Origin of the sequence: Massilia sp. PAMC28688 (genome assembly GCF_019443445.1) — a bacterium.
In the GTDB taxonomy this organism is placed as follows: domain Bacteria; phylum Pseudomonadota; class Gammaproteobacteria; order Burkholderiales; family Burkholderiaceae_D; genus Telluria_A.
Genome location: NZ_CP080378.1, coordinates 4,788,695 through 4,813,419 on the forward strand (window position 1 = coordinate 4,788,695; position 24,725 = coordinate 4,813,419).

The following is a 24,725-nucleotide window of genomic DNA, read 5'->3' on the forward strand; positions in this document are numbered from 1 at the left end:
CCAATGAAAACGCCGCCTCGTGGGCGGCGCTGGAACACTGGTGACTGCTTACTTGCTCGCTACCTTGGCCGGCTGGCTCATCCCCAGCGCGCGGCTCAGGAAACCCCAGCGGTCTGCCGCCTCTTCGATCACCTTGGCTGTCGGCTTGCCGGCACCGTGGCCAGCCTTGACGTCGATGCGGATCAGGATCGGCGCGCCACCCGCTGCCTGGGCTGCCTGGGCAGCGGCGGCAAACTTGAAGCTGTGCGCAGGCACCACGCGGTCATCATGATCGGCGGTGGTGATCATGGTGGCCGGATAGCAGGAACCCTTCTTCAGGTTATGCAGTGGCGAGTACTTGACGAGCGCCTTGAACTCTTCCGGATTGTCGGCCGAACCGTAGTCGGAGGTCCATGCCCAGCCGATGGTAAATTTGTGGAAGCGCAGCATATCGAGCACGCCCACCTGGGGAATGGCCGCGCCGAACAGTTCCGGACGCTGGGTCATGGCCGCACCCACCAGCAGGCCGCCATTGCTGCCGCCGCCGATGGCAAGCTTGGACGGCGAGGTCACCTTGTTGGCCACCAGCCATTCGGCCGCGCCAATAAAGTCGTCGAACACGTTTTGCTTTTGCAGCTTGGTGCCTGCAGCGTGCCACGCTTCGCCGTATTCGCCGCCGCCGCGCAGGTTGGCCACCACGTAGACGCCGCCCATCTCCATCCACGCCACGTTGGCGGTCGAAAAGCCAGGGGTCAGCGAGACATTGAAGCCGCCGTAGCCATACAGGTAGGTCGGGTTGGAGCCGTCCATCTTGATGCCCTTCTTGGACACGATGAACATTGGCACCCTGGTACCGTCACGGCTGGTGTAGAACTGCTGGCGCGTCTCGTACTGGGATGGATCGAAGTCCACCTTCGGCTTGCGGAACACGGTGCTGGCGCCGGTTTTCAGGTCGAGGCGATAGATCGTGGTCGGAGTGGTAAAGCTGGTGTACGAATAAAAGGTTTCGCGGTCATCGCGCTTGCCGTAAAAGCCGCCGGCCGAACCGATGCCGGGCAGTTTCACCTCCCGTACCATCTTGCCCTTCAAGTCGAACACCTTGACCATGCTGCGCGCATCGGCCAGGTACTCGGCCACGAACTGGTTGTTGAGCAGGCTGACATTGGCCAGCGTCTGGGCCGATTCCGGAATGATCTGCTTCCAGTTCGCTTCTGCAGGCTTGCGGGTGTCAATCGCCACCACGCGCGAGCGGGCAGCCTTGCGGTCGGTCTTGAAGTAGAAAACGGGACCGTCATTGTCGATGAAGTCGTAGGCCGCCTCGAACTGGTCGATCAGCGGCAAGACCTTGGCGTCCGGCTTGGTCAGGTCTTTATAGAATATGCGGTACTTGGGGGCGGTGCCCTTGGTGGCCGTAATGAGCAGGTACTTGCCGTCGTCCGTCACCTTGGCGCTAAAGCCCCATTCCTTTTCGTCCGGACGGTCATACACCAGCGTGTCGGCGCTTTGCGGGGTGCCGATCTTGTGATAGAAGACCTTCTGGAAATAGGTCACGCCCGAGAGCTTTTCCGATTCCTTCGGTTCGTCGTAGCGGCTGTAGAAGAAGCCCTTGCCGTCCGGGGTCCAGGACGTGCCTGAGAACTTGACCCACTTGATGTGGTCTTCCAGGTCCTTGCCGGTATCGATGTCGCGCACCTTCCATTCGTTCCAGTCGGAGCCGGAAGCTGCGGTGCCATAGGCCAGGTATTTGCCGTCCGGGCTGACGGAGGTGCCCGACAGGGCCACGGTGCCGTCGGCGGCCAGGGTGTTCGGGTCGAGCAGCACGCGCGGCGTGTCCGACAGCGACTTCATGGTGTACAGGACCGACTGGTTCTGCAGGCCGTCGTTGCGGCTGTAGAAATAGCGGCCGCTTTCCTTGTATGGCACGCCGTAGCGCTCGAAATTCCACAGCTTGGTCAGGCGCGCCTTGATCGCTTCGCGCTCGGGGATCTGGCCCAGGTAGCTCTGGGTGACCTTGTTCTGGGCCTCGACCCAGGCCTGGGTTTCGGCGCTGTTGGCGTCTTCCAGCCAGCGGTACGGGTCGGCGATGCTGGTGCCGTGATAGACATCCTGCTGCGCCACGGTCTTGGTGACCGGGTAGGTCAGTTCGGGGCCGGTGGCGGGACAGGTTTGCGCCATCGCGTTCGCGCCAAGCGCGGCGAGCAGGCTGGCAACCAGGGGGACGAGCTTCATCTGCATAGGAGTTTTTCCGTCTTTGTCTGTAAACAATCGAGGACGGCAGCCGGATCGCGGCGTGCCGGTGCTGGCAAGATGCCGAGCCAGATGATAGCGTGAATCGGCCCCAGCGGCCAGCAGGGCTACGCCGGGGCGGACCCGGTATTGACAGGAAGGGTGATGCGGGTGCCGCTCTGGCTCACGCAGACCAGGGGCAGAATTTCTGCGCTGCCCGATCCCGCTGGTTTTCGGGACGGCTGGCCCGGCGGCGAGCCCGCGCTGCAGTTTCATCGGGCGGCGCAGAAGAAGGCTCCTTGCGCCTGACAGCCTGCTGCGGCCCGTGAAGGATAGTTCCGAAAGAAATTTGCCTAATCCGTGGCGGGCCTGTTGGACACAGGACCCGCAGCGGCCTGGTGGCTCAGCTGCCACTGGCGCGACATGTCGAGGGCGCAGCCGATTTCGGTGGGGGTGAGGCGGCGCGCCACGATGCTCTTGTTGGCGCCAGCCGTTTCGTCCCCCGCCTCCGCTGCCAGCAGCATCCACATGTAGGAGCGGACCGCATCGCGCGGCACGCCGCGCCCGCTGCCGTACATGCCGCCGAGATTGTACTGGGCCAGGGCATGGCCCTGCTCGGCTGCCTGGGCGTACCAGAATACGGCCATCGCATCGTCCTGGGGCAATCCTTGGCCGTTGGCATACATGACGCCCAGGTTGTTCTGGGCGCTGGCGTCGCCCTGTTCGGCGGCGATACGGTACCAGCGCGCCGCCTTCGCTTCGTCCCTGGGCACCCCCTGGCCGGTGGCGTAGATGACGCCCAGGTTGAACTGGGCGTTGGGCGCGCCCTGTTCGGCCGCGCGGCGGTACCATTCCAGCGCGCGCAGCTCGTCGCGCGCCACGCCGCGCCCGTTGGCATACATGCTGCCCAGGTTGTACTGGGCCATGACGTGCTGCTGTTCGGCCGCGCGCAGATACCATGACAGTGCGCGCGCTTCATCCTTGTCCACGCCCTGGCCGTTGGCCAGCATGACACCGAGGCTGAACTGGGCATCGCGATCGCCCTGCTCGGCGGCGCGCTGCAGCCAGGCCAGCGCGCGCAAGGCATCGGTGCGCACGCCCGCGCCTTCCGCATAGGCAATGCCCAGCTGGCGCTGGGCCGCCGCATTGCCCTGGGCTGCGGCCTGGCGGAACCAGCACAGGGCCTGGGAATCGCTGGCGTCAACGCCCTGCCCGCGCTTGTACATCAGCCCCAATGCCAGCTGGGCCGGCGCATCGCCCTGCACTGCCGCCTTGCGGAACCAGGCCATGGCCAGCGGATAATTGACCGGCGCGCCATGCCCGGTGAGATAGCATTCGGCCAGCAAGGTCTGGGCGCTGGGCGAACCCTGCTCGGCCGCGCGGTAAAACCAGGCCAGGGCCAGCTCGTGACTCTGTTCCAGGCCGCGGCCCTTCTTGTACATCTGCCCCAGGTTTTGCTGGGCCGAGGGATCGCCCTGTTCGGCCGCATGGCGGAACCAGTAAGCAGCCTCGACGTCGCTGCGGCACACGCCGCGCCCGTTGTAGTACAGCGCCCCCAGGTGGTTCTGCGCGAACGCCAGTCCCTGCAAGGCCGCCTGGCGCAGCCACTTGAAGGCGTGCACATAATCGCGTTCGATGCAGTCGCCTTTCTTGTACATGAGCCCGAGGTTGAACTGGGCGTAAGCGTCTCCGCGCTCAGCTGCCTGGCGGAACCACACGTATGTCTGATAGTTCTCGCGCGATGTATTCTGGCGGTTCATGCTTATCCTCCGGCGCGAAGCCGTGATCGTGCAGGAAAAAAGGCGTCGATGGCGTGGGGCGGGACCGGCAACAGGCGAAGCGGCCTGGAAGTATTGCTAAAAGTTTAATGGAGCAAGGCGTGTGCCGTTTGACTGATCACAATCGTCCTATCAGATTGTCACCGTGCGGGCGCAAGAAAAAACCCCGCGGACGCTGGCGCCGGCGGGGTTTGTGTGTGGCTGGAAAAGTTTTACAAGGGCGATCCGGCTCAGAACTTGGTGCGCGCACCAAACACGAGGCTGCGTCCCGGCAGCGGCGTGATCGACTTCAGTACCGAAGTCGACAGGCGGATATCCTCGTTCAGCAGGTTCTTGGCCAGCACGAACCACGTCACATCCTGACCGCCAAAGGGCTGGGTGTAGGACAGGTTGGCGTTGACCTGGGTGTAGCCGGGAGTGGCTTCTTCCTCGAACGTGGCCAGGCGGTCCTGGCGCAGCGCGCGCATGACCGACAGGCCGGTGCGCAGGCGCGCCGTGCGGTAGCCAAGGTCGGCCCCGACCCGGGTGGCAGCCTGCAGCGGCAGGTTGCCGCCGTTGTCGAGCTTGCCGCGCGAGGTGTCGGCGAACAGGCGCCCGGTGACGCCCATGCCGGAGGCATTGTAGGTCAGCTCGGCTTCGGCGCCCCGGATGGTGGCATCGGCCTGCTCGAAGATGCGTTCGCGCAGTTCGTCGCCGGGGTTGCCTTCTTCGTCCAGCAGATTGCCGTTGATATTTCCGTAAATGAAATCCTTGACCTGGTTGTAGAACAGGTTGCCCTTCCATTGCACCAGGCCGGTCGTCTTTTGCGCCGTCAGTTCCAGATTGCGCGACGTCTCCTTGCGAAAAGCGCTGTTGCCGATGTCGAAGGTTTCGGTCGCTTCATGCGGGCCGGCCGAATACAGCTCCTCGGTGGTCGGGGCACGCTGGGCCACCGACACCGTGGCGCCGGCGCTGTAGCCGGGCGCGAGCGGAACCATGGCGCCCACGGAGTACGAGGCCAGGCTGAAGTCGCGCTCCGGTCCCGTTTCCGGGCGGCGCTTCACGTTTTCTCCGCGTACACCGGCGTTCAGGCGCACTACGCCGAAGTTGCGTTCTTCGACCAGGAAGACGGCTACCGACGTGGAACGGGTGACCGGCACTGTGTCTGGCCCCCCTTCGGTGGCCTTGCCCGAAAAATTGGCATGCTCGGTCTGCACGCCAAAGGTGCCGTGCCATCCGGCAACAGGCTTGTGGGTCGCTTCCAGGCGCGACTCGAGCGCCCGGTTTTCGTAGCGGATTTCCGGTTCGTCTTCGTCGTTGATTTCTTCGTGATGGTAGTCGGTGTAGCCCAGCTTGAAATGCACCGCTTCCAGGGTCGACATAGGCGACTTGAACAGGACATCGGTGTCATAGCGGGTCTGCGACATGTCAATGCGCGCCCCTTCCAGGCTGGGAATGCCATAGAACTGGTCGAGCACCGACACGGACGCGCCGGCGTGGCCCCAGGCACCGACCACGGAGGCACCGGCCCCGGCCGTGTCCTGTTCGATAAAGGAGCGCGGCAGGCGCCGCTCAGCGCCCATGTCCCCGCCCGTGTCCCCGCCTAAGATGCGCTCGCCGGGGATCTTGTAGTCATCGGTACGGCGCACATTGCCATCGACATGAAAGCCGATATTGCCCACCGAGCCATCGACCGAGGCCGAGCCATTGCGGCCCTTGTCGACCGTGCTGTAGCGCACTTCAGCCTGGCCGCCGATGCCGCCTTCCAGGGCATTGGGGATGCGCTCGTTGACCACGTTGACCAGGCCGCCAATGGCGCCGGAGCCATACAGCAGCGCGGCCGGACCGCGCAGGATTTCAATCTGGCGCGCGGTGGCGCCATCGGCCGAGACGGCATGGTCATTGGACAGACCGGACACATCCGACACCGCCATGCCATTTTCCAGCATTTTCACGCGCGTGCCTTCCAGGCCGCGGATGATGGGGCGCGAGGCACCGGCGCCGAAGGCCGAAGCCGATACGCCCAGTTCCTGCGACAGCGTTTCACCGAGGGTGGCGCCCAGCTTGTCGCGCAGCTCGTCGCCGGCCAGGATCTTGGCCGGGGCCAGGATCTGGTCGGTTTCCGTCTGGCCAAACGGCGTGGCAGTGACCACGATCCTGGGAACGACGTCAGACTCGGTGGACGCGGTGGTCTGGGCCACGGCAAGGGTCGACAGCGCCGACAGGATGGCGCTGGTAAAAACGGTACGCTGGAAATTCATGTAATAACCTCAAAACAAAACTGACAGGAACAGGCAAATGCAACACGCCGGCGCTGGCCGGAGGGTTGATCAGATCAAGGGAACAAGCTGTCAGGCGTGAGGCGGACCGCGGGAATGAAAGGCGAGGATGGTGCGCGCGTGAGCGGCAGCGACTTCGGCACCGAACACAGGCAGGGACCCGCATGCGGGCAGGGGGAAGGCAAAATACGGGGTGGCAAGCGGGCCGCCGAGCTGGGCAAAGGCGAGGCACTGGTGGCAGCTCTGGTCAAGGGCCAGCGCCGTGGCCGACCCGGGCGCCGCAGATTCGCTGCCGCTGTGGGCCTGGGCGCTGCGCTCGATCGACCCGCTCCAGTGCGACAGCACGTGTGCAGTGGCCATGTGCTGGGAGGCCAGCAACAGCAGCGACAGCAAAACACGGAACAGGGCGTGGCGGGTCATGGTGCGAATATTGTAAAGCGATTAGCTTTCCTGTGTCGCATTATTTGTTTCCGCATATTTCTGCAGGAAGGCCGGGACTTTGGCTGCGCTCAATTTATTGAGCGACAATAGCAAATCGGGCGTGACCGGCCTGCCCAGGGTATAGGTGGTCCCCAGGTGGCGGCCGATGTGGATCAGCACTTGCGCCGCCACTTCCGCATCGGACTCGGCGCGGTGGGCGGCGCTACGGAAGGCAATTCCCAGCTGGCCCGACAGCAGCCCCAGCTTGTAGCTGGACATGCCGGGAAACACCCGGCGCGACAGCTTGAGCGAACACACAAGGCTTGCGTGGCGGGGCGACAGGGACAGGCGAGCCGCTTCGGCCTTCAGGAATTTTTCATCGAAGCTGGCGTTATGGGCGGACAAGGTGTCGCTCCCGATGAAGTCGAGCAGCTCGGGCACCACCCGCGATACGGGCGGCGCATTGTCCACCATGTCCTGCGAGATACCCGTCAGCTGGGTGATGAAATAGGGAATGCGCGCGTTGCAATTAATCAAAGACACATAGCGCTCGCGCACCACGCCGTCGACAATGCGCAGGGCGGCGACCTCGGTGATGCGATCGCCCATCACGGGCGACAGACCGGTTGTTTCAAAGTCGAGCATGACAATCGGTTTTTCGAACACGCAGGCCTCCTAGCCGTATTTGCGCACGGCGTCGAGTGCGAGGCCGGCCCCGATACTGCCGAACAGGTCGCCTTCGACCTTGCGCGCATTGGGCAGCAGCGCGCCAATGCGCTCGCGCAGCATGCCCACCCCGCTTGATCCGCCCGTAAAAAACACCGTATCGACGCCGCCCCGCCCCACGCCCGCGTCGGCCAGCAGCTTGAGTACCGTCTGGTCAATCTGGTCCACCAGATGGCCGATCGCGTGCTCGAACGCGGGACGGGCAATGGTGAGGGTTTCCGGAGGGCTCAGGCGGTCGAGCATGAGCTCGATGGCATCAGCGTCCGACAGCGCGATCTTGGCTTCTTCCACCTTCATCGCCAGCCAATGGCCTTCACGCGCTTCGATCAGGCGCTGCAGACGGCCAAGCTTGGCCGGTTCGCGCGCGTCGCGCACCACGTCGGCCAGCTGGGTCCAGGTCTTTTTGGTGTAGGCCTGGTTGATGGTGTGCCAGGTGGCCAGGTTGAAGTAATAACCCGACGGGATCGCGCTGTCATTATTCATCAACGTCTGGTAACCGAGTAGCGGCATGACCGACGTCAGGCTCAGGTACTTGTCAAAGTCGGTACCGCCGATGTGGACGCCGCCGGTGGCCAGGATATCGTCGCGCCGCTCGGCCCTGGCCGCCCTGTCGGGAGACAGCCTGACCAGGGAAAAGTCCGAGGTACCGCCGCCAATGTCGGCGATCAAGACCAGTTCTTCGCGCGCGATCTGAGACTCGTAGTCAAACGCGGCGGCAATCGGCTCGAACTGGAAGGACACCTCCTTGAAGCCGACCGCATGGGCGATCCCGGCCAGGGTATCTTCGGCCAGCTTATCGGCCGCAGCGCTGTCGTCGATAAAAAACACGGGGCGGCCGAAGACAGCGCATGAAAACTCCTGCCCGGCCTGGCGCTCGGCACGCCGCTTGACTTCGCCAATGAACTGCTGCAGCAGCAGGCGAAACGGCAGCGAACGCCCCGCCACCTCGGTCTGGCCATCGATCAGGCTGGTGCCGAGCAGGCTCTTGAGCGAGCGCATCAGGCGCCCCTCGTAACCTGCCAGATAGCCGGCCAGCGCGGCGCGACCGTAGCTCACTTCATCGTCATCGGCATTGAAGAACACAACCGACGGCAGAGTCGCCTTGCCGTCTTCCAGCGCGAGCAGGGACGAACCCACGGCGCCGGTGGCGCGCGAATCAATATAACCAACCGTGGAGTTTGACGTGCCGAAGTCGACGCCGCAAGCCTGTGCCATGTAAGCCTTCGTAGTGAGGGGCGGTATTTTATCAGAAACCAGGCGGGCCCGGCTATCTTGTGGCGTACTCGCACAAGGTTCCCAGGGTGGCAATCTGGTTTGAGTGGGATCAATCTGCCGCCGCCTGCCAACCGTGTACGGTCTTGCGGCCCCCTACCAGCGTGGGTGCCGCGCCGTTTTGGCCAACGCAGGTATACTGGCTGTTCACAGTCGTACCGAACATCCAGGGCGGCCAGGATCTGGATGGTGACAAGGGGCTGTAATGGGCTGTACGAGTGCTGCACCCTTTCACATTTTTGAACAAGCCCCCCATCATTAAACTGCAGGCATCCACGCGCAACCATGCAACATGAATGGCTCCTGAAACGCAATTGCTCCATGACGCCCCGGCAAGTGGCCAAGGCGTATGGCATGCTGTGCACCGGCGTGCTGGGCGTGAGCCTTGCCTTCGCCATGCAGGGGATCTGGATCGTGTTCGCGTTCGCGCTACTGGAAATCACCGTTGTCGTGGCGGCGCTGTTGTACTACGCCCGCCATGCACTGGATCAGGAGCGTGTATGCCTCAGTGACAGCTGTCTGCGCATCGAGCGCACCCATGCAGGCCAGGTGGAGCACTTCATCCTCGACCCGCACCGCACCCGGATTGTTGTCCCGGACCGGCGACGCCAGCTGATCGCATTGGAGTCACGCGGCGTCAAGATCGAACTGGGGAGCTACGTGTCAGAAACGGCGCGGCGGGCCGTGGCGCGCGAACTGAAAGCCAGCTTGCCGCGCGGGCTGTATTCGTAGTGGTGGACTACCCGTCGGCACGTCCGCCCGAGCGGTTTTGCGGTGTGTCCCTGGAAACCCAGGTAGATTCATGGTTGCCGGCATCATGCACATGAAATCCGGGTAGTACATTGGCAAAGCGGCATCGATTGCCTGAAAAGCTGGTCGTCAGCGAACGTCACACCAGCGCTGTAACGGGCCTTGGCCTGCTCGGGCCCGGCGCGGCCCACCCACTGTTCCTGATTCCACTTTATGACGCGCCTATACAAGGTATAGCACTAGCAAGCTATGGCTGCCGCACGAGCCAATTGTTACATCGCCGCCCCCGCCCCATCAAACCCCGGGGTCAGACCACTTAAACGATCCAAAATCAATTTCCTAAATCCAGGGTCAGACCACTAATTCGCGGCACAGGCAATATTTTTAGGCGTCCGTTGGTATTTTCTTGTGCAGGCGATCATAAACTTACCCATCGTACAGATGGAGAATGCCACTGCGACATACTTCCGTGTGAATGACAAACAATTGATCGAATTGTGACGGAAAACTGGCTGTATCCGTACTGCGATCACGGCCGTCATTCGTGATTGGCGCCGACGAATGCACGGCCCAGACCCTGTCACGATGAATACAATTTCGAAAGTTTCATTTGTGTGGTTTAAGTGGTCTGACCCTGAAATTAGGAAATTGATTTAAGCGCGTTTAAGTGGTCTGACCCTGGCTGGGGGAAATCTTTCAGGGGCTGGCGGCTGCCTGGCCTACGGGATCGCGTTTCCGCCCTCGCCCGCCTGAATGCTGCCCCGGCGCGACAAATCCAGCACGCTGCGCACCCGCGCCGCAAGCTGCTCCGAACGGTATGGCTTGCCCAGCAGGTGCACGCCGGCCGCCAGCCGCCCGTCCGTACACAGGGCGTCGCGCGTATAGCCGGACGTGTACAGCACCGCAATATGGGGGAAGCGGGCCACCGCCTCGCGCGCCAATTCCGTACTCGACACCGGGCCGGGCATGACCACATCGGTAAACAGCATGTCTACCCGCGCCTGTCCACGCAGCAGGCGCAGGCCGGATTCGCCATCTTCTGCCGCCAGGATGTGATAGCCAAAGCCGCTGAGCATGGTCACGGCGGTGCTGCGCACTTCCGTATCGTCTTCCACCACCAGGATGATCTCATGGCCGCCCTCAGTGGCAGCACTCCCCGCCTCGACAGCGGGCGTGGCCGCTTCGTCCGAACGGGGGAAAAATAGCGCAACCGTGGTCCCGGCCCCCGGCGCACTGTCAATCTCAATGTGGCCGCCGCTTTGCTTGACGAAACCATAGGTCATGCTCAAACCCAGACCCGTGCCCTTGCCCACCGGTTTGGTGGTAAAGAAGGGCTCGAATGCCAGGGCCTTCACGTGCTCATCCATGCCGGTCCCGGTATCAGTGACAGCCAGCCGCACGTAGCTGCCTTCGCGCAGTGCCCCGCCCGCTTCCTCCACTACATGGTTGGCCAGGCTGATGGTGACCGGCCCGCCGTTCGGCATGGCGTCGCGCGCATTGATGACGAGATTGAGGATCACATTTTCGAGCTGCCCGACGTCGACCAGCGTATTGCCCAAACCCGGGTCGACCTGGAAACGCAAATGGTATTGTTCGCCCAGCGCCGGGCGCAGCAAGCCGTCCAGGCCCTGGACCACGTCGCGCAGATTGACCACGGTCGGCTGCAGCGGCTGGCGGCGCGCAAACGACAGCAGCTGGGACGACAGTTTGGCGCCCTTGTCGACGGCCGATTGCATGCTGGCCAGGCGCTGCAAGAGCCGCTCTTCGCCGCTCAGCGACATTTTCAGCAGCTGCAGGTTGCCGCCAATGACATGCAGGACATTGTTGAAGTCGTGCGCAACGCCGCCCGTCAGCTTGCCCACCGCTTCCAGCTTTTGCGCATGCTGCAGCGCCGTGCGCGCTTCTTCGAGGTCGCGCGTACGTTCCGCTTCGAGCCGCTGCGCCTGCTTGCGCTCGGAAATATCGCGCACAAAGGCACTTACCGCATAACCTTGCAGGTCGGGAAAGCCGGCAATGGCCAGTTCCACCGGTACCAGGTGCCCATCGCGGTGGACCGCTTCCACTTCCACGACATTGCGCAGCAGCTGCCCCTGCCCGCTTTGCACAAAGCGCCTGAAGCCGGCGTTGTGGGCCTCGCGCAGGGGCGCCGGGATGATCAGTTCGGCCAGGTCGGCGCCGATTGCCTGCTGCGCCGGCCAGCCCAGCATGCGCTCGGCCTTTGCACTCCAGTCCGTCACCCGCCCCTGGGGCGACACGGCAATGAAGGCGTCGTGCGAATTTTCAAACATGAGCTTTACGCGCTGCTGTTCCGACGCCAGCATGGCGTTTGCATGGCGCAGTGCCGCCTCGTCGGCCTTGGAGCGGCTGATGTCGGTGTGGGTGCCGATCGTGCGCAGCGGCTTGCCGGCGCTGTCGCGGGTCACTGCCATGCCGCGGGCCAGGATCCACTTCCAGCTGCCATCCTTGCAGCGCAGGCGGAATTCGACGGCGTAATGCTGGTCGGTGCTGTCGGTGTAGCTTGCCAGGGCTGCCTGGATGGTGGCCAGGTCGTCCGGGTGGATCAGGTCCTGGAAGGCTTGCAGGGTTTCGTCGATTTCATGGGCCTGGTAGCCGAGCATTTCCTTCCAGCGCCGCGAATAGACGACCGTGCCGCTGGGGCGGTCCCAGTCCCACACGCCGTCGCCCGCCCCTTCGAGCGCGTACTTCCAGCGAAATTCACTGGCGCGCAATTTGTCAGTGGCCCGCGCCGCCAGCTGCAGGGCCTGGCGCCGCCCGCTGGCCAGTGCCCATACCAGCATGCCCAGCAGGATGCTGGCTGCCGTGCCGATAATGGCGACCAACACCGGCTTGTTGGAGTGCAGGCGCTGTTCGAATACGGGCGTGGAAGCCATTTCCAGCGTCCAGGGACGGCCCGCAATCGATACCGTCTGCACCGTCCGGAAGCGGGCACTGCGCCCCGGGCCGGCCGGCCCGGCCGATTGATACAGCTGCTGCGCCGGATCAATACCGGCCCCGTCATAGATGGCCAGGGTCAGGTCGCCGGAGCGCTCGCCGCCCAGGCCGGCCATCAGGTCATTCATGCGGAACGGGGCACCGACCCAGCCAATATGCTGCGCGCGCCGCTGTGCCAGCGTCTGCAGCACCGCGCCGCGCCTGTACACGGGCAAATACATGACCAGCCCGGCCTGTTCGTCCCGTCCGTCTTCCTGGATCAGGCGCACCTTGCCCGAGGCGGCGGCCTGGCCACTGTCGCGCGCCCGTTCCATCGCCACGCGCCGGGTGGGGTTGGTCAGCATGTCGTAGCCGGGGGCGCGGATGTTCAGGCCCGAATACGGCGAAATATGGGTGATCGAGGAATACACGGGGCGCTCGCCCAGCGGATGGACCCGGTAGCCGGGATCGTCGCGCTGGCGGTCGCGCACGTGCGCTTCCAGCCGTTCGGGCGCAATCAGTTCCACCAGCGCGATGCCCTGGATTCCGGGATAGAGTTCGGCCAGTTTCAGGCTGTCGACAAACAAGTGAAAATCATCGCGCCGCACGTCCATGGACCCCAGCAGAAAGGCCTGGGTACTGCGCTGCACCTGTTCATAGGTATTCATCCGTTCCGCAATGCGGCGCACGGTCTGGCGCGTCTGGAAGTCGAATTCGAGGCTGCTGCTGCGCGCCAGCTCAGTGCTGGCGAGCTGCCAGAAGGACGCCGTGGCAGCCAGGGCCACGCCGCTCATCACGACAGCCAGGACCAGCGCGCCGCGCACGCCGCGTACCGGCGCGCCGCGCGCCCCGCTGCCGGCTGCTGCCAGGTCCGGATGGTCCGATGAAACTGATGTCATAGCCACTCATGGTTGATTCCAGATGGCATTATCTGACAAGCTGGCAAGGTCCGGCGCCACTTTGCCGCCGTGCCCGCTTTGCGCACGGGGACAGTGCACGGAGATCGTCACGCCAGAGCGTCGCCTCAGCGTGGCCCGGCACCCGCTCCTACCTGGGCCGGCAGCTTGTCCACCGGGTCGAGCCGGTAGGCATACATGGCCACATCGGCCAGGGCGCGCGCGCCCGTGTGCCTGTACGGGTCGCTTGCCGATACGCCGGTATACCGATTCGATGCCAGGTTTGCATCGAGCATGCCGCCGGCTTCGGCCCAGTGCGGCCGCACCGTATTGGCAAAAAAGTTTCCGTCGATCCGGGCCTGGGCGCCGTTATTCGCATTGATGGCGAAATACGTGACATCGAGCCAGTAATTGTTGTAAAGATGCACACGGGTCGCAGCGCCGTCGAGCTTGGGGTTGCGCCCGGAAGGCTTGTTCCAGAAATTATGGTGCAGCGTGACCTGGGAGTCGGCGATGGCATTCGTGTAGTGGTGCTTGCCACCACACACGGCCGGGTTGAGCCCGTCAAAACGATTCCAGCTCAGCGTGACATTCTTGCTGTTTTGAATATCGACATGGCCATCGCTGATCATGCTGAAGCGCACGTGGTCGATCCAGACATGACTCGACTGATTGAGTGTGATGCCGTCGCCGGCTTCGATCAGCCCGGGGTTGACGTGCTCGATCGCCAGGTTACGGATGATCACGTTTCTCGCGTTGCCCAGGTTGAAGGAGGCGCCAATAATGCGCGAACCGCTAGATAAACCCACCAGCGTCTTGTTGGATGCGACCTTGATCGTCGTTTCATTGCGCGTGCGGGCATGGCGCGCATCGGTCGCACTGCCCAGCTGCTTGCAGGTCTGGGTGCCCACAGGAACGCGGTAAAACGTCTTGCCCGGGTCCTGGTAACTGGGGCAGCTGATGGCGCAGGCACTCTGGCTGCGCGCAGCCGTACGGCAGTCGATGGTGGCGCCGGCCGCCACCTGGATCACGGCCGGCGAAGCAGATTGCAGGGCACTGGCCAGCGCGCTGCAGCTGCCCACCGTCACCGGCGTGGCGCTGCCGCCGCCGGTGGTGGTGCTCAAGCCGTCCGGCCCCGACTGCGCCGCAAAGCCGTCAGGCCGCCCACCGCAGCTGCCCGACACCGGATTGAAGAACCAGCGCTGCAGCAGGCTGGCCTTGTCGCTGGCCTGGTACACGCGCGAGCCGCTGTTGCTGTCGGCCACGCTGAGCGACTTGCCGGAGTGGCGCGCCACCACGTTATAGCCGCCTGTGGTCGACTTCTTCAGCAGCCATTGCTGGTTGCTGCCGCCCGTGGCGGGCCACTGGACGATGCGGCCGCCTTCCTGCAGCGATTGTCCGGCAACGTCAAGCAGCATGGCACTCTGGCGGCCCTGAATCGTCCAGTAACCATTGCCCAGGCTGCGGACATAAAACTGCTGGTTGGGCGACCCGCCATTTCCCCATAGCTGCACCGGCGCGCCGGCCTGCACGGACCCGGCTTCAATGTCGAGCACCTTGCGTGACTCGACGCTGGCGATGGTGTAAAGCTGGCCGTCGATGACGTCAGCCGTGCAATTGGCCGCGATGGCTGCCGGAGCGGGCAGCGACAGCCCCGCTGCCAGGGCCAGGGCGGCACCGGCGCGCACGGCGCCGGGCCGGAGAATAACAGCAAAAATCGAGGTGGCAGCGCGCATTGCAAATTCCCGGTGAATGGATCAGCATCCGAGAATAGCAGAGCGCAATAGCCTTATTGATAATATTTTCTTCGCGATTGATAGCCATATTGATATCAGCGACCGCGGCGCGAGGGCGGGCGCCCCGCGCCCTGCCGATTCAAACGATGGTGCTGCGCCCCGCCGTGGCGGCAAAGTGGGTATCCATGCCCCACACCACGCTGGCCCGGCTGAGCAGTATTGCTTCTGCATCGGCCAGCCAGCCATCGGCGTCGGCAATGTCCCACATGGCCCGCAGCAAGCGGCTGCGCAAGATCGGATCGCCAATTTCCAGCAACAGCCGGTCAATCAGTTCCGGTTCCAGGTTGATCACCCCATGGCGCGAGGTGGTGGCCAGCATGTCCTGGCACAGCTCCTGCAGCAAGTGCTGGAACTGCTGGTCGTCGAGTGCGACATGGTGCAGGATGCGGGAGTGCTGCAGGGCCGCCACTTCGCTCGGGGCCAGGTTGCCGTCCGAAACCATGGTCAGGGCAAGCAGGCGGCCGGCAGCTTCCGGGCTGTCGACAGTGTACGAACGCATGTGAATATTCCTTAAAAAGTATGTATGGGTTGGCGGCGGAGAGGTCCGGCAGGCCGGACCTCTTGCACTTACTTGCCCTTGTTACGGGTAACGAACAGACTGGCCACGCAGCTTGCCGTAATCAGCACCGCCACCACGGTCAGCGAAGCCTGCACCGGCACGTGATACCAGGGCATGATCAGCATCTTGGCGCCGATGAAGGTGAGCACCATTGCCAGGCCATACTTGAGCAGATGGAAGCGGTCAGCCACATCCACCAGCAGGAAGTACAGCGCCCGCAAGCCCAGGATGGCGAACAGGTTCGAGGTGAAGACGATGAACGGATCGGTCGTGATCGCGAAAATCGCCGGGATCGAATCGACCGCGAACACCAGGTCGGTTACCTCGATCAGCAGCAGCACCAGGAACAGGGGTGTCACGTAACGCAGGCCATTCTTCGTGACAAAAAACTTTTCGCCGTGCTCACCCTCCGCCACCCGCAGGTGACGCCGTGCAAACTTGAGCACAGGATTGTTGGCCACATCCGGTTCTTCATCGGCCGCCACCAGCATGCGCATGCCGGTAAAGAGCAGGAATGCGCCAAAGATGTACAGCACCCAGCTAAATTCGCTGACGACCCAGGCACCGGCACCGATCATGATGGCGCGCATGATGATGGCACCGAGCACGCCGTAGATCAGCACCCTCCTCTGGTATTGCTGCGGCACCTGGAATGCGGTAAAGATGAGCAGGAAGACAAACACGTTGTCAACCGACAGCGTCTTTTCAATCAGGTAGCCGGAGAAAAATTCCAGCGCCTTCTGGTCTGCAATCTCGGGACCGACGGTGCCGTTCAAGTACCACCACAAGCCACCATTAAACAGCAGTGCCAGGCTGACCCACACGAGCGACCAGATGCCTGCCTCCTTGACGCTGACCTTGTGGGCCTTGTTGCCGCCGAAGACAAACAAGTCGAGCGCCAGCATCAGCAGCACAAAGGCGATAAAGCCTGCCCACATGGGGCCGCTTGCAATCGTTTCCAAACCATTCATTCAGTTCTCCCTGTTAACGAAATCTGTCAGCCATGTTCCATGGTACTGCGGTCCGGCTTGGCACGATGTCCGGTAAGGTCCGCGTCAGGCCCCGCAGCAGTGCCCGCCGCGCGGGTATGGCTGAAGACGCGCCGCCTTTCCACCCGCCGCACCACGGCGCGGTCTGCCCGGGAGGCAGCGCGGTCGATGGCAACGTACAAATCCGCTTCCGTGTCTTCGATGACGACCTCTGCACCGCCACCGAGCTGGACCTGGATCTTGCAGCGTTTGTCGATGCCGCCGCGGGGGCCATTGATGTCGGACAGTGACACCGCCAGCTTGTGCATGTGCTCGCCTGCCCACCCCAGGGCCATGCTCAGCCGCTGTTCGGTGTAGGCGCGCAATGCTTCAGTCAGTACGAATCCGTTAGCCTGAATGGTGAGACGCATGTTCTTTCTCCTGTTGGGTTAGTGGAGCCATCATAGGGCCCGGCCAGACATCGTACAATTCGAATATAATTTGAACTAACATCGAAAATTTCGATGCATCAGGAGGCCATTTTGTCCACCCTCAATTTCAAGCACCTGCGCTACTTCTGGATGGTGGCCAAGACCGGCAGCATCGCCAAGGCGGCCACCCAGCTGCACTTGACACCCCAATCCATCTCTGGCCAGCTGAGCGAATTCGCCGATACACTGGGGGTGGAGTTGTTCCGGCGCGTGGGACGCAACCTGGAATTGACGGACACGGGCAGACGCATCCTCAGTTATGCCGAAGATATTTTCAGTACCGGTGACGAATTGCTGGAGGTCGTGCGTGACAGCAGCCTGAAGACGACCATCACCTACCGCGTGGGCTGCGCCGACTCGGTCTCGAAACTGATTGCCTGCCGCCTTGTGGAGCCGGCACTGCGGCTCGATGAACCTGTCAAGCTGGTCTGCCGTGAAGGCCGCCTCGCCAGCCTGGTGGCCGATCTGGCCGTGCACCGGCTCGACCTCATCATTGCAGACCGGCCCATGCCCAGCCACCTGAGTGTGCGCGGCTACAACCACTTGCTGGGCGAAAGCGGCATGACGGTGTTTGCCACGGCCGGCCTGGCCGAAACGCTGGCGCCCGGTTTTCCCCAGTGCCTGAATGGGGCGCCGATGCTGCTGCCCGGCGAAGACTTCGCCATCCACCAGCGCGTGCTCCAGTGGCTGGAGAAGCACCAGGTCTACCCGAAGGTGGTGGGCGAATTTGATGACAGCGCCATGATGAAAGCGTTTGGCCAGTCCGGCGCCGGCGTATTCTTTGCCCCCACCGTGATCGCCGCCCAGGTATGCGACCAATACCGCGTGGTGGCTCTGGGACAGGTGGCCTCGCTGGTGGAACAGGTTTATGCGATTACCACGGAAAGGCGCCTCAGCCACCCGGCCACGGTCGCCATCAGCAAGATGGCGCGCGACCGGCTGTTTGTCTGATTCAGTACACCAGGCGCACCCAGTGTTCAAACACGGGCAAGCCGATCAGGACATTGACGGGAAAGGTAATGCCAAGGGCCGCCAGCATGGCCAGGCCGATGTTGGCCTGCGGGATCGATGCCTGTACCGCTGCCGGCGCCGCAATGTAGGATGCCGACGCCGTCAGCGCCGCCAGCACCAGGGCACTGCCTTCCGGCAAGTCGAGCGCCAGCGCGGCGCCAATGCCGATCCACGCCAGGATAAAGGGCGAGACGGCCGCGAACACCATCAGCCGCCAGTGCTGCAGTGGCAGGGGAAAGCATACCTTGGCCGTGCACAGGCCCATTTCCAGTAAAAACACGGCTAGCATGGTCTTGAAGCCGTCCAGCAGCACCGGCTGCAAGGGTGCCAGTCCCACCGGCCCATACAGGTAGCCGATCAGCACGCCACCGCCAAGCAGCATTACGCCGCGGCTGGTCAGGGCTTCATGCAGGACGCTGTGTCCGGACGTGGTGCCGGTCATTTTTCGGTGCAGCCACAGCATCAGGATAATGGCGGGCAGCTCCAGGATCACCAGATACAGCGTGGTTTCGGCAGTGAGCGGGATGCCCGACTTTTCCACCATGGTCAGCACCACCGCAAAGGTGCCGGCGCTGACCGAGCCGTAGTGCGCGGCCATGCTGGTGGCATCATCGACATTGAGCCGCACCAGCTTGCGCAAGACCGGATAGCACAGCACGGGGATGAGTATGCCCAGCGCCATGATGGGCAGCAGCGTGGACAGCATGGGCAGTGCAAATTTGCCGTGCAGCGCCTGCCCGCCCTTGAGGCCGAGAATGAGCATCAGCAAGATGGACAGGGTCTGATAGACGGGATCGGGAACCTTCAGGTCAGACTTGAGAAGGCCGGCGCCCAGGCCGAGGGCGAAAAAGGCGATAACAATATCAGGCATGGATGGCGTGTCATGAGGCGAGTTCGCCATTGTCGGCAAATTTGGGTATAGTCGCCAATAAAGACTGTAGCTTCTCCCCATAGACGATCATCAATGAACATCCGCCATCTGAGCTTTCGCCTGCTGCAGGTATTCATGCACGTCGCCGGCACGGGCAATATTTCTGCCACCGCCCGCGACATGCACCTGACCCAGCCCACTGTCTCCTTGCAGCTCAAGAAGCTGCGCGAGGCCGTGGGGGAACCCTTGTTCGACAACCGCAACGGGACACTGGCACTGACCGATGTGGGCAAAGAGCTGTACCTGGCGGCAGGCGACGTGCTGGGCCGCTTCGACGACTTCAATCTATTTCTGCAACGCTTGCACGGCGGCAGCGCTGGCCACATCAACATCGGCATCGTCACCACGGCCAAGTACGTGCTGCCCCGCATCCTGGGGCCCTTCTACAAGCATTTCCCCGACATTGGCGTGACCCTCAGCATTGGCAACCGGGCCACCATCCTTGAGCGATTTGCACGCCAGGACGACGACCTGTACGTGTTCAGCCACCCGCCCAGCGGCAGCGAAGTGCAGGCCACGCGCATCGTGAAAAATCCCCTGCAAATCATTGCGCCGCTCGATCACTGGGCTGCCGGCCGTCAGCGGCTATCGTTTGCCGACATCAAGCACGAACGCTTTCTCATTCGCGAGCCCGGCTCGGCCACCCGCATGATGTTCGAGGCCTGGCTCACGGCACGCGGCATGGAACTGGGTGACACCATGCAAATCGAAAGCAATGAAGCGATCCGGCTCAGCACCGCTTCCGGGCTGGGGCTGGCGCTCATTTCCGCCCACACCTTGCAGGAAGGCCGCGATGCGGTGGCCATCCTGTCTGTCGATGGTTTTCCCATGGAAAGCAACTGGTATCTCGTGAGCCGGCGCGACCGCCGCCTGCCCCATGCGGCCATGCAGTTCATTGCCTTCATGGCGGCCCATCTGGCCGAGTGCGTGGACCCGGCACTGGTGGTGCCCGACATCGCTTCCCTGGTCAAGCATTACGCGCGCGCCGGCCGGCCGGACATGGCAAATTCATGAAAGAAGGGATGGAACGTCAGTGCCTATTGCACATTCTCCCTGACCTGGCGCGCCATTTCAGCTGACATCTCGGTGGAGCGGGGAGCCAGCACGGTGGTGCCGCGTTTCCCCTGGCTCTCGATATCCTGGATCAGCAATTCCATTTCAGCGATTTCCTTTACCTGCGAGGCGATAATGCCGTCGGCCAGTTCGCGCACGCGCGGGTCGCTGATGCTTGCCTTGCGCGCGTTATTAATGGCAATCGAATGGTGGGGAATCATCGCCTTCATGAATTTGATGTCATCAATGAAGACCTGGCTTCGATTCGCAGCGAGCAATGCCACGCCCGCAACCGCTGCGACCGCCACGACGGTGACTTTGATGCGCGTGCCCTGATACATGGACCACATAAAGGCAAGCATCACCACCGTCATCACGCAGCCCATGACCAGGGACGCCACCATCCGGCTGACCGAAAAGAAAGCATGATCGACTGCGTACACCAGTTGATACATCAGGAAGAACATGATGACGACCGACGTGATGATCATGGCGGCGAATTTTCCCCAGCCCATATTCATATGCTCTTGCTTGTCCATATAGTCTCCCATCATGGCGTGCTGCTGATGAATGTCATCGTCACCGCCCCCGCTTCGCCTTGGCAACGGATGGCACGCTGACTTTGCTGAACCGCCCGCCCCCCGTTGGGGCAGCAGCAAGGTTCGCCCAGCGGTGGACAGCATGGCCACCGTAACACGACAGCTACGTTCCCGTCGCACCGATCCAAACGGCAACTTTGCTTGACGCGGCGGGGACACAGGGGTTTTCGGCAGGACAAGTCGGCGCAGGCAAGCGTGGCACGCTCCGAGTGCGTTTCGCTGGCGCATTGCAGGCTCGCGACGGGACGTTTGCCCGCCGGAGCGGGCATGCCGGGCGCAATAAAAAAAGGCCTGCAACGCACGCTGCAAGCCTTTGATGTGACGCGAATTCTTGGTGGGAAGTGCAAGTTTCGAACTTGCGACCCCTGCAGTGTGAATGCAGTGCTCTACCCCTGAGCTAACCTCCCGGGCGGCTCGTATTATGGCACACTGCCGGCAAAACGTCACGCCTGTGCGTAATTTCTCCACACGCAGCTGCCCTTGACGGCCTTGTCCAGGCCCGCCAGCAGGCTTTCGTGATCGGCCAGCTCCTCGGCACTGGCGCGCAAGATGACAATCTCGGCCAGCGCCACGGTTTCCAGCAGCCCGCCGCCGGCCGCGCTTTCTTCTTCCACATCCATCGACAGGCTGTTCTGCCCGCGCGTCATCGACAGGTAGACGTCGGCCAGCAGCTCCGCGTCGAGCAGTGCGCCGTGCAGCTTGCGGTGCGAATTGGACACGCCATAGCGGTCGCACAGCGCGTCAAGCGAATTGCGCTTACCGGGGTGCAGTTCCTTGGCATTGACCAGGGTATCGATCACGCCGCTGCAATGATCGACAAATGGTGGCAGGCCCAGCAGCTTGAATTCGTGATTCAGAAAGCCCAGGTCGAACGGCGCGTTATGGATGATCAGTTCGGCGCCCTGCACATAGTCGCGCAGCTCGCCCGCGATCTCGGCAAACTTGGGCTTGTCGCGCAAGAATTCCGTGGTCAGGCCGTGGACGGCCAGCGCGCCCTCTTCCGAATCGCGCTCCGGATTGATATAACGGTGGAAGTTATTCCCCGTCAGCATGCGGTTTTTCAGCTCCACGCAGCCAACCTCGATCACGCGGTCGCCCGTGCGCGGATTCAAGCCGGTGGTTTCGGTATCGAGGACAACTTGTCTGTTAGTCATATTTCGTAAATTCCTGCATGTTATCCAAAACCGCTATTCGCATCGTTTACCCCTCAAAGGAACTCTAGCGGCACACATCAGTCCAAGAAAAACTTGCGTAAAGTGTAAACGGCCACTGTCGTTCTTTCCAAGTTAGGAAAACTGTAAACGCGAACAAATAGGGCACGGTCTGATGAGCTTGGAAATCAAATCCTTCATAGCGAAGAACGGCGAGCGGTTCAGCCAGCTTTATTCGCGTGACGATCCCTGGCCGCTATTTTACCCGACTGCCATTATTGGTCGTAGCGTCCGTCAGTCTTGCACCGCTAGCACGCAAGCAGCTTAGCTCGAAGCGATCAAACGGTTGCTTGACTGGGAGGCCAACAACAAGATTGACTTGGAGGTGCGCTTCAACGCCACGATTTTTTGCGTCCGCACGAAATTGATAGTCTGGCACACTACATCAACGTCGCCCGCCGTGGAAAGCAGGGAGACACCATCAGCGCAGGCAAAGGAAACACGTATGTCGGCTATGTAGCCAAGTATCTGAATTGGCTTGCTAACGAGGCAATCACGGACACCAACCGTCCTGAAGTCCAAGAGTTGATGAACACGCAGCATAGAAGGCTGATCGATGGTAATCCCCCATTTTGTCATGCATGGCGGCCCACATCTGGTCGTCTCGCTGATGTCGGGACCGTTGTCGCAACGGATAATGCGGGGCTTGCCACGCCATTCGATCAGTTGATTCAGTGACCGTACGATGCGCTCCGACGGCAGCGAGAAATCGACGTCGATGATCAAGCCTTCGCGGTTGAAGTCGTCGATGACGTTGAACAGACGAATGCTGCGCCCATCGGCAAGCTGGTCGTGCATGAAGTCCATCGACCAGGTGTCAATTTCCGGCATTGAGGCGCCACCGCTTTTCGGCGTAATGGAGCCACTTTGACCACTGAAGTCACGGGCTCAAACTGGGATGCAAGAATGCGCGATTTCTGACGTGTTGGCAACATCGTCTTTTGACGTTAACCGCTTTATTGGCTTGGTCTTTTTGTCCATTAGTGAGGTACCAGACATATTCGGGGACGAAGATCGCCTGCGTGCGTCATCGCTCCAGATGAATGGCCGCATCCGCCGACGAGTAGCAATCGTAGTGGAGTGCAGCAACCAGCTGCTACTGCCGCAGTCAGTTCAGTTCCAAATTCGCGGTAATGGAATCTGCATCAGTCACCAAGACTGTTCTTGACTGGTTGTTCAATAACGTTGATAATGCAGTTATTGAATAACCGTTCCATAACCTCTGAATGTCTTCCCATGGCCAGACCAAGAACTTTCGATGAAGACGTTGTCATTGCCCGTGCGGCGGAGGTTTTCGCCCGTCTTGGCTACAACGCCTGCTCGGTCGACGACCTGGTAGAAGCAACCGCGCTGCAGCGAGGCAGCCTTTACAAGGCATTCGGTTCCAAACGCGGCCTGTTCGAAAAGGTGCTGGACCAGTTTTTGGTCGGCGAATGGCACCGCGATCCCGCCGTTCTCGACCTCCTGATCACGGCCCTGCGCGAACTGGCGCCAGCAGACCTGCCGATCGCCACCCGCTGCCGCGACGCCTTGAACGCCTATGGAGAGGACGCTGCTGAACTGATCGGCAGGCGTCTGCTCGATAACTTGCCCAATCAACCTTTCACCCAGGAGTAGCGATGCCACGACTCGAATTAACCGACCGCGAACTGATCGTCCACCTTACAGCGTGGGAATCAATCTGGTCGCTACGCCGCAGCTTTCGGGTGCCTCTCGCGCACGTTCGGGGCGCGACCGAAGATTGTGGCTTCGGCGGCAGTGCGCTTGGCCTACGCATTCCAGGCACCCACGTCCCAGGTCTGATCGCCGCCGGCACCTTTATCAAAGAGAGCGACAGACAGTTTGTCTACACCATGCGAAGGCTGCAGACCATCGTGATCGAACTAGCCGGAAATGAATGGACCCGCTTGGTGATCGGGGTGCCGGATGCGCGTTCCGAGGCAGCGCGTATAAATGACGCCGTGGCCCGCCTCCACTAGCATACGAAACCGGATCTGCACCATGGTGCTTGAATGGTAGCGATGCCGATTCACCTCATCGAGCTAAATGAATATATGATAAAAAACGTTAAACTGCGCTTGGGCGTAACGATGTGGCTGCTTGCCATGGTTGGCGTGGTGGCAGTGGCGTCCACCGTAATTCCCCAGCTGCTCGCTAGGTCGCCGCAGCAAGTTCCGCTTTGGATCGCCGTTACCGCCAGCATCGTGCAAAGTGGCGTCCTGCTGATCCTTGCTGTGTGGGCAGGCGTTACATTTTCCAGACCACTAGGGTTGGGGGCGCCGGTGATCGAGGCGGCACTGTCCAGATCGGGCGCTTGGTTGGTTCTCAGAGATCAAATCTTTCCCGCTGCGATAGTCGGGATCGCAAGTGGCGGCGTACTGCTGGTCGCCCAGCGCATGAGCCCCGATGAACTTCTCGCCGTTGGCCAAACTATCACGATTCCCCTTGTTTCGAAGGTGCTCTACGGTGGAATAGTAGAAGAAGTGCTGGTCCGCTGGGGGCTGATGACAACTTTGATCTGGCTTCCTTGGCGTTTAGCGCAAAAAAAGGCAGGCCCTCCTCAAGCTAGGTACGTGGTTGGCGCAATAATTTTCTCTGCTGTGCTCTTCGGACTGGGACACCTGCCGGCTGCCGCTGCATTCATAGCAGGCGACCTGACCGCTCCCGTAGTTGCTTTCGTCATTGTTGGCAATAGCTTGCCGGGCGTGATGTTCGGATACCTATATTGGCGCTACGGAATCGAGGCGGCAATGGTGGCGCATGCTGTGGGCCATGTCGTGTTCTTTTTGGCGACAGGAGCGTAAGCGGTCCGACAAATGGCGCCGGCATCTAGCGCACCGGGAATTGGTCCTGTAACTCGGCAATTAAGG

At 61.9% G+C, this 24,725-nt stretch carries 20 protein-coding genes, 1 tRNA gene and 1 pseudogene; 6 read left to right on the forward strand and 16 right to left on the reverse strand.

Going from position 1 to position 24,725, the window contains the following annotated elements; translation table 11 throughout:
• Positions 1-48: 48 nt before the first annotated feature.
• From KY495_RS21330 to KY495_RS21355, 6 genes are all read right to left on the reverse strand, one after another.
• A complete protein-coding gene (locus tag KY495_RS21330; RefSeq protein ID WP_219881293.1) occupies positions 49-2,214 on the reverse strand; it encodes a prolyl oligopeptidase family protein in 2,166 nt (721 codons plus the stop codon).
• A gap of 344 nt (positions 2,215-2,558) precedes the next feature.
• Complete coding sequence (locus tag KY495_RS21335; RefSeq protein WP_219881294.1) at positions 2,559-3,965, reverse strand: tetratricopeptide repeat protein; 1,407 nt, start codon at positions 3,963-3,965, stop codon at positions 2,559-2,561.
• Between the two features lie 248 nt (positions 3,966-4,213).
• Positions 4,214-6,223: a TonB-dependent receptor gene (locus KY495_RS21340; protein WP_219881295.1), complete on the reverse strand. Its 2,010-nt coding sequence runs from the start codon at positions 6,221-6,223 to the stop codon at positions 4,214-4,216.
• Between the two features lie 90 nt (positions 6,224-6,313).
• Complete coding sequence (locus tag KY495_RS21345; protein ID WP_219881296.1) at positions 6,314-6,661, reverse strand: hypothetical protein; 348 nt, start codon at positions 6,659-6,661, stop codon at positions 6,314-6,316.
• A 21-nt stretch (positions 6,662-6,682) separates the two neighbouring features.
• Positions 6,683-7,327: a PolC-type DNA polymerase III gene (locus KY495_RS21350; RefSeq protein WP_219881297.1), complete on the reverse strand. Its 645-nt coding sequence runs from the start codon at positions 7,325-7,327 to the stop codon at positions 6,683-6,685.
• A 9-nt stretch (positions 7,328-7,336) separates the two neighbouring features.
• Entirely contained in the window at positions 7,337-8,602 is a 1,266-nt protein-coding gene (locus KY495_RS21355; RefSeq protein ID WP_219881298.1) for an Hsp70 family protein, read from the reverse strand.
• Between the two features lie 342 nt (positions 8,603-8,944).
• On the opposite strand from KY495_RS21355, the gene KY495_RS21360 reads away from it, so the two are divergent.
• Positions 8,945-9,391 (forward strand): DUF2244 domain-containing protein, encoded by a 447-nt coding sequence (locus tag KY495_RS21360; protein WP_267876161.1) that lies wholly within the window; start codon positions 8,945-8,947, stop codon positions 9,389-9,391.
• Positions 9,392-10,128: 737 nt separating this feature from the next.
• Here the strand turns inward: KY495_RS21360 and KY495_RS21365 are convergent.
• The 5 genes from KY495_RS21365 to KY495_RS21385 form a co-directional block, all read right to left on the reverse strand.
• On the reverse strand, positions 10,129-13,239 hold the full coding sequence (locus KY495_RS21365; protein ID WP_219881300.1) for a CHASE domain-containing protein: 3,111 nt from the start codon (positions 13,237-13,239) through the stop codon (positions 10,129-10,131).
• A 125-nt stretch (positions 13,240-13,364) separates the two neighbouring features.
• Positions 13,365-14,972: an RICIN domain-containing protein gene (locus KY495_RS21370; RefSeq protein ID WP_219881301.1), complete on the reverse strand. Its 1,608-nt coding sequence runs from the start codon at positions 14,970-14,972 to the stop codon at positions 13,365-13,367.
• A 139-nt stretch (positions 14,973-15,111) separates the two neighbouring features.
• Entirely contained in the window at positions 15,112-15,531 is a 420-nt protein-coding gene (locus KY495_RS21375) for a TerB family tellurite resistance protein (RefSeq protein WP_219881302.1), read from the reverse strand.
• Between the two features lie 68 nt (positions 15,532-15,599).
• The gene (locus tag KY495_RS21380; protein ID WP_307728215.1) at positions 15,600-16,562 is read right to left on the reverse strand and encodes a TerC family protein; all 963 of its coding nucleotides are present in this window, start codon (positions 16,560-16,562) and stop codon (positions 15,600-15,602) included.
• Between the two features lie 26 nt (positions 16,563-16,588).
• The gene (locus KY495_RS21385; RefSeq protein WP_219881303.1) at positions 16,589-16,990 is read right to left on the reverse strand and encodes an HPF/RaiA family ribosome-associated protein; all 402 of its coding nucleotides are present in this window, start codon (positions 16,988-16,990) and stop codon (positions 16,589-16,591) included.
• Positions 16,991-17,101: 111 nt separating this feature from the next.
• On the opposite strand from KY495_RS21385, the gene nhaR reads away from it, so the two are divergent.
• Positions 17,102-18,001: a transcriptional activator NhaR gene (gene nhaR, locus KY495_RS21390; protein WP_219881304.1), complete on the forward strand. Its 900-nt coding sequence runs from the start codon at positions 17,102-17,104 to the stop codon at positions 17,999-18,001.
• A 1-nt stretch (position 18,002) separates the two neighbouring features.
• On the opposite strand, the gene KY495_RS21395 is transcribed toward nhaR, so the two are convergent.
• On the reverse strand, positions 18,003-18,932 hold the full coding sequence (locus KY495_RS21395) for a sodium-dependent bicarbonate transport family permease (protein WP_219881305.1): 930 nt from the start codon (positions 18,930-18,932) through the stop codon (positions 18,003-18,005).
• A gap of 93 nt (positions 18,933-19,025) precedes the next feature.
• Here KY495_RS21395 and KY495_RS21400 point away from each other — a divergent pair, with 93 nt between their 5' ends.
• The gene (locus KY495_RS21400; RefSeq protein ID WP_219881306.1) at positions 19,026-20,006 is read left to right on the forward strand and encodes a LysR family transcriptional regulator; all 981 of its coding nucleotides are present in this window, start codon (positions 19,026-19,028) and stop codon (positions 20,004-20,006) included.
• A gap of 23 nt (positions 20,007-20,029) precedes the next feature.
• On the opposite strand, the gene KY495_RS21405 is transcribed toward KY495_RS21400, so the two are convergent.
• The 4 genes and pseudogenes from KY495_RS21405 to KY495_RS21420 form a co-directional block, all read right to left on the reverse strand.
• Positions 20,030-20,584, reverse strand: coding sequence for a DUF305 domain-containing protein (locus KY495_RS21405; RefSeq protein WP_229518405.1), 555 nt, complete (start codon positions 20,582-20,584; stop codon positions 20,030-20,032).
• A 392-nt stretch (positions 20,585-20,976) separates the two neighbouring features.
• Positions 20,977-21,051 (reverse strand) — tRNA-Val (locus KY495_RS21410).
• A gap of 36 nt (positions 21,052-21,087) precedes the next feature.
• Complete coding sequence (dnaQ, locus tag KY495_RS21415) at positions 21,088-21,798, reverse strand: DNA polymerase III subunit epsilon (protein ID WP_219881307.1); 711 nt, start codon at positions 21,796-21,798, stop codon at positions 21,088-21,090.
• A 669-nt stretch (positions 21,799-22,467) separates the two neighbouring features.
• Positions 22,468-22,668: pseudogene (locus KY495_RS21420) on the reverse strand (DDE-type integrase/transposase/recombinase); the annotation flags it as partial.
• A gap of 378 nt (positions 22,669-23,046) precedes the next feature.
• Here KY495_RS21420 and KY495_RS21425 point away from each other — a divergent pair.
• Genes KY495_RS21425 through KY495_RS21435 form a run of 3 tightly spaced genes read left to right on the forward strand, consistent with a single transcriptional unit; the run spans position 23,047 to position 24,659 of the window.
• On the forward strand, positions 23,047-23,472 hold the full coding sequence (locus KY495_RS21425; RefSeq protein ID WP_229518406.1) for a TetR/AcrR family transcriptional regulator: 426 nt from the start codon (positions 23,047-23,049) through the stop codon (positions 23,470-23,472).
• Positions 23,473-23,474: 2 nt separating this feature from the next.
• Positions 23,475-23,834, forward strand: a complete 360-nt coding sequence (locus KY495_RS21430) for a hypothetical protein (RefSeq protein ID WP_219881308.1) — start codon at positions 23,475-23,477, stop codon at positions 23,832-23,834.
• Positions 23,835-23,876: 42 nt separating this feature from the next.
• Positions 23,877-24,659, forward strand: coding sequence for a CPBP family intramembrane glutamic endopeptidase (locus KY495_RS21435; protein ID WP_219881309.1), 783 nt, complete (start codon positions 23,877-23,879; stop codon positions 24,657-24,659).
• Positions 24,660-24,725: the final 66 nt, after the last annotated feature.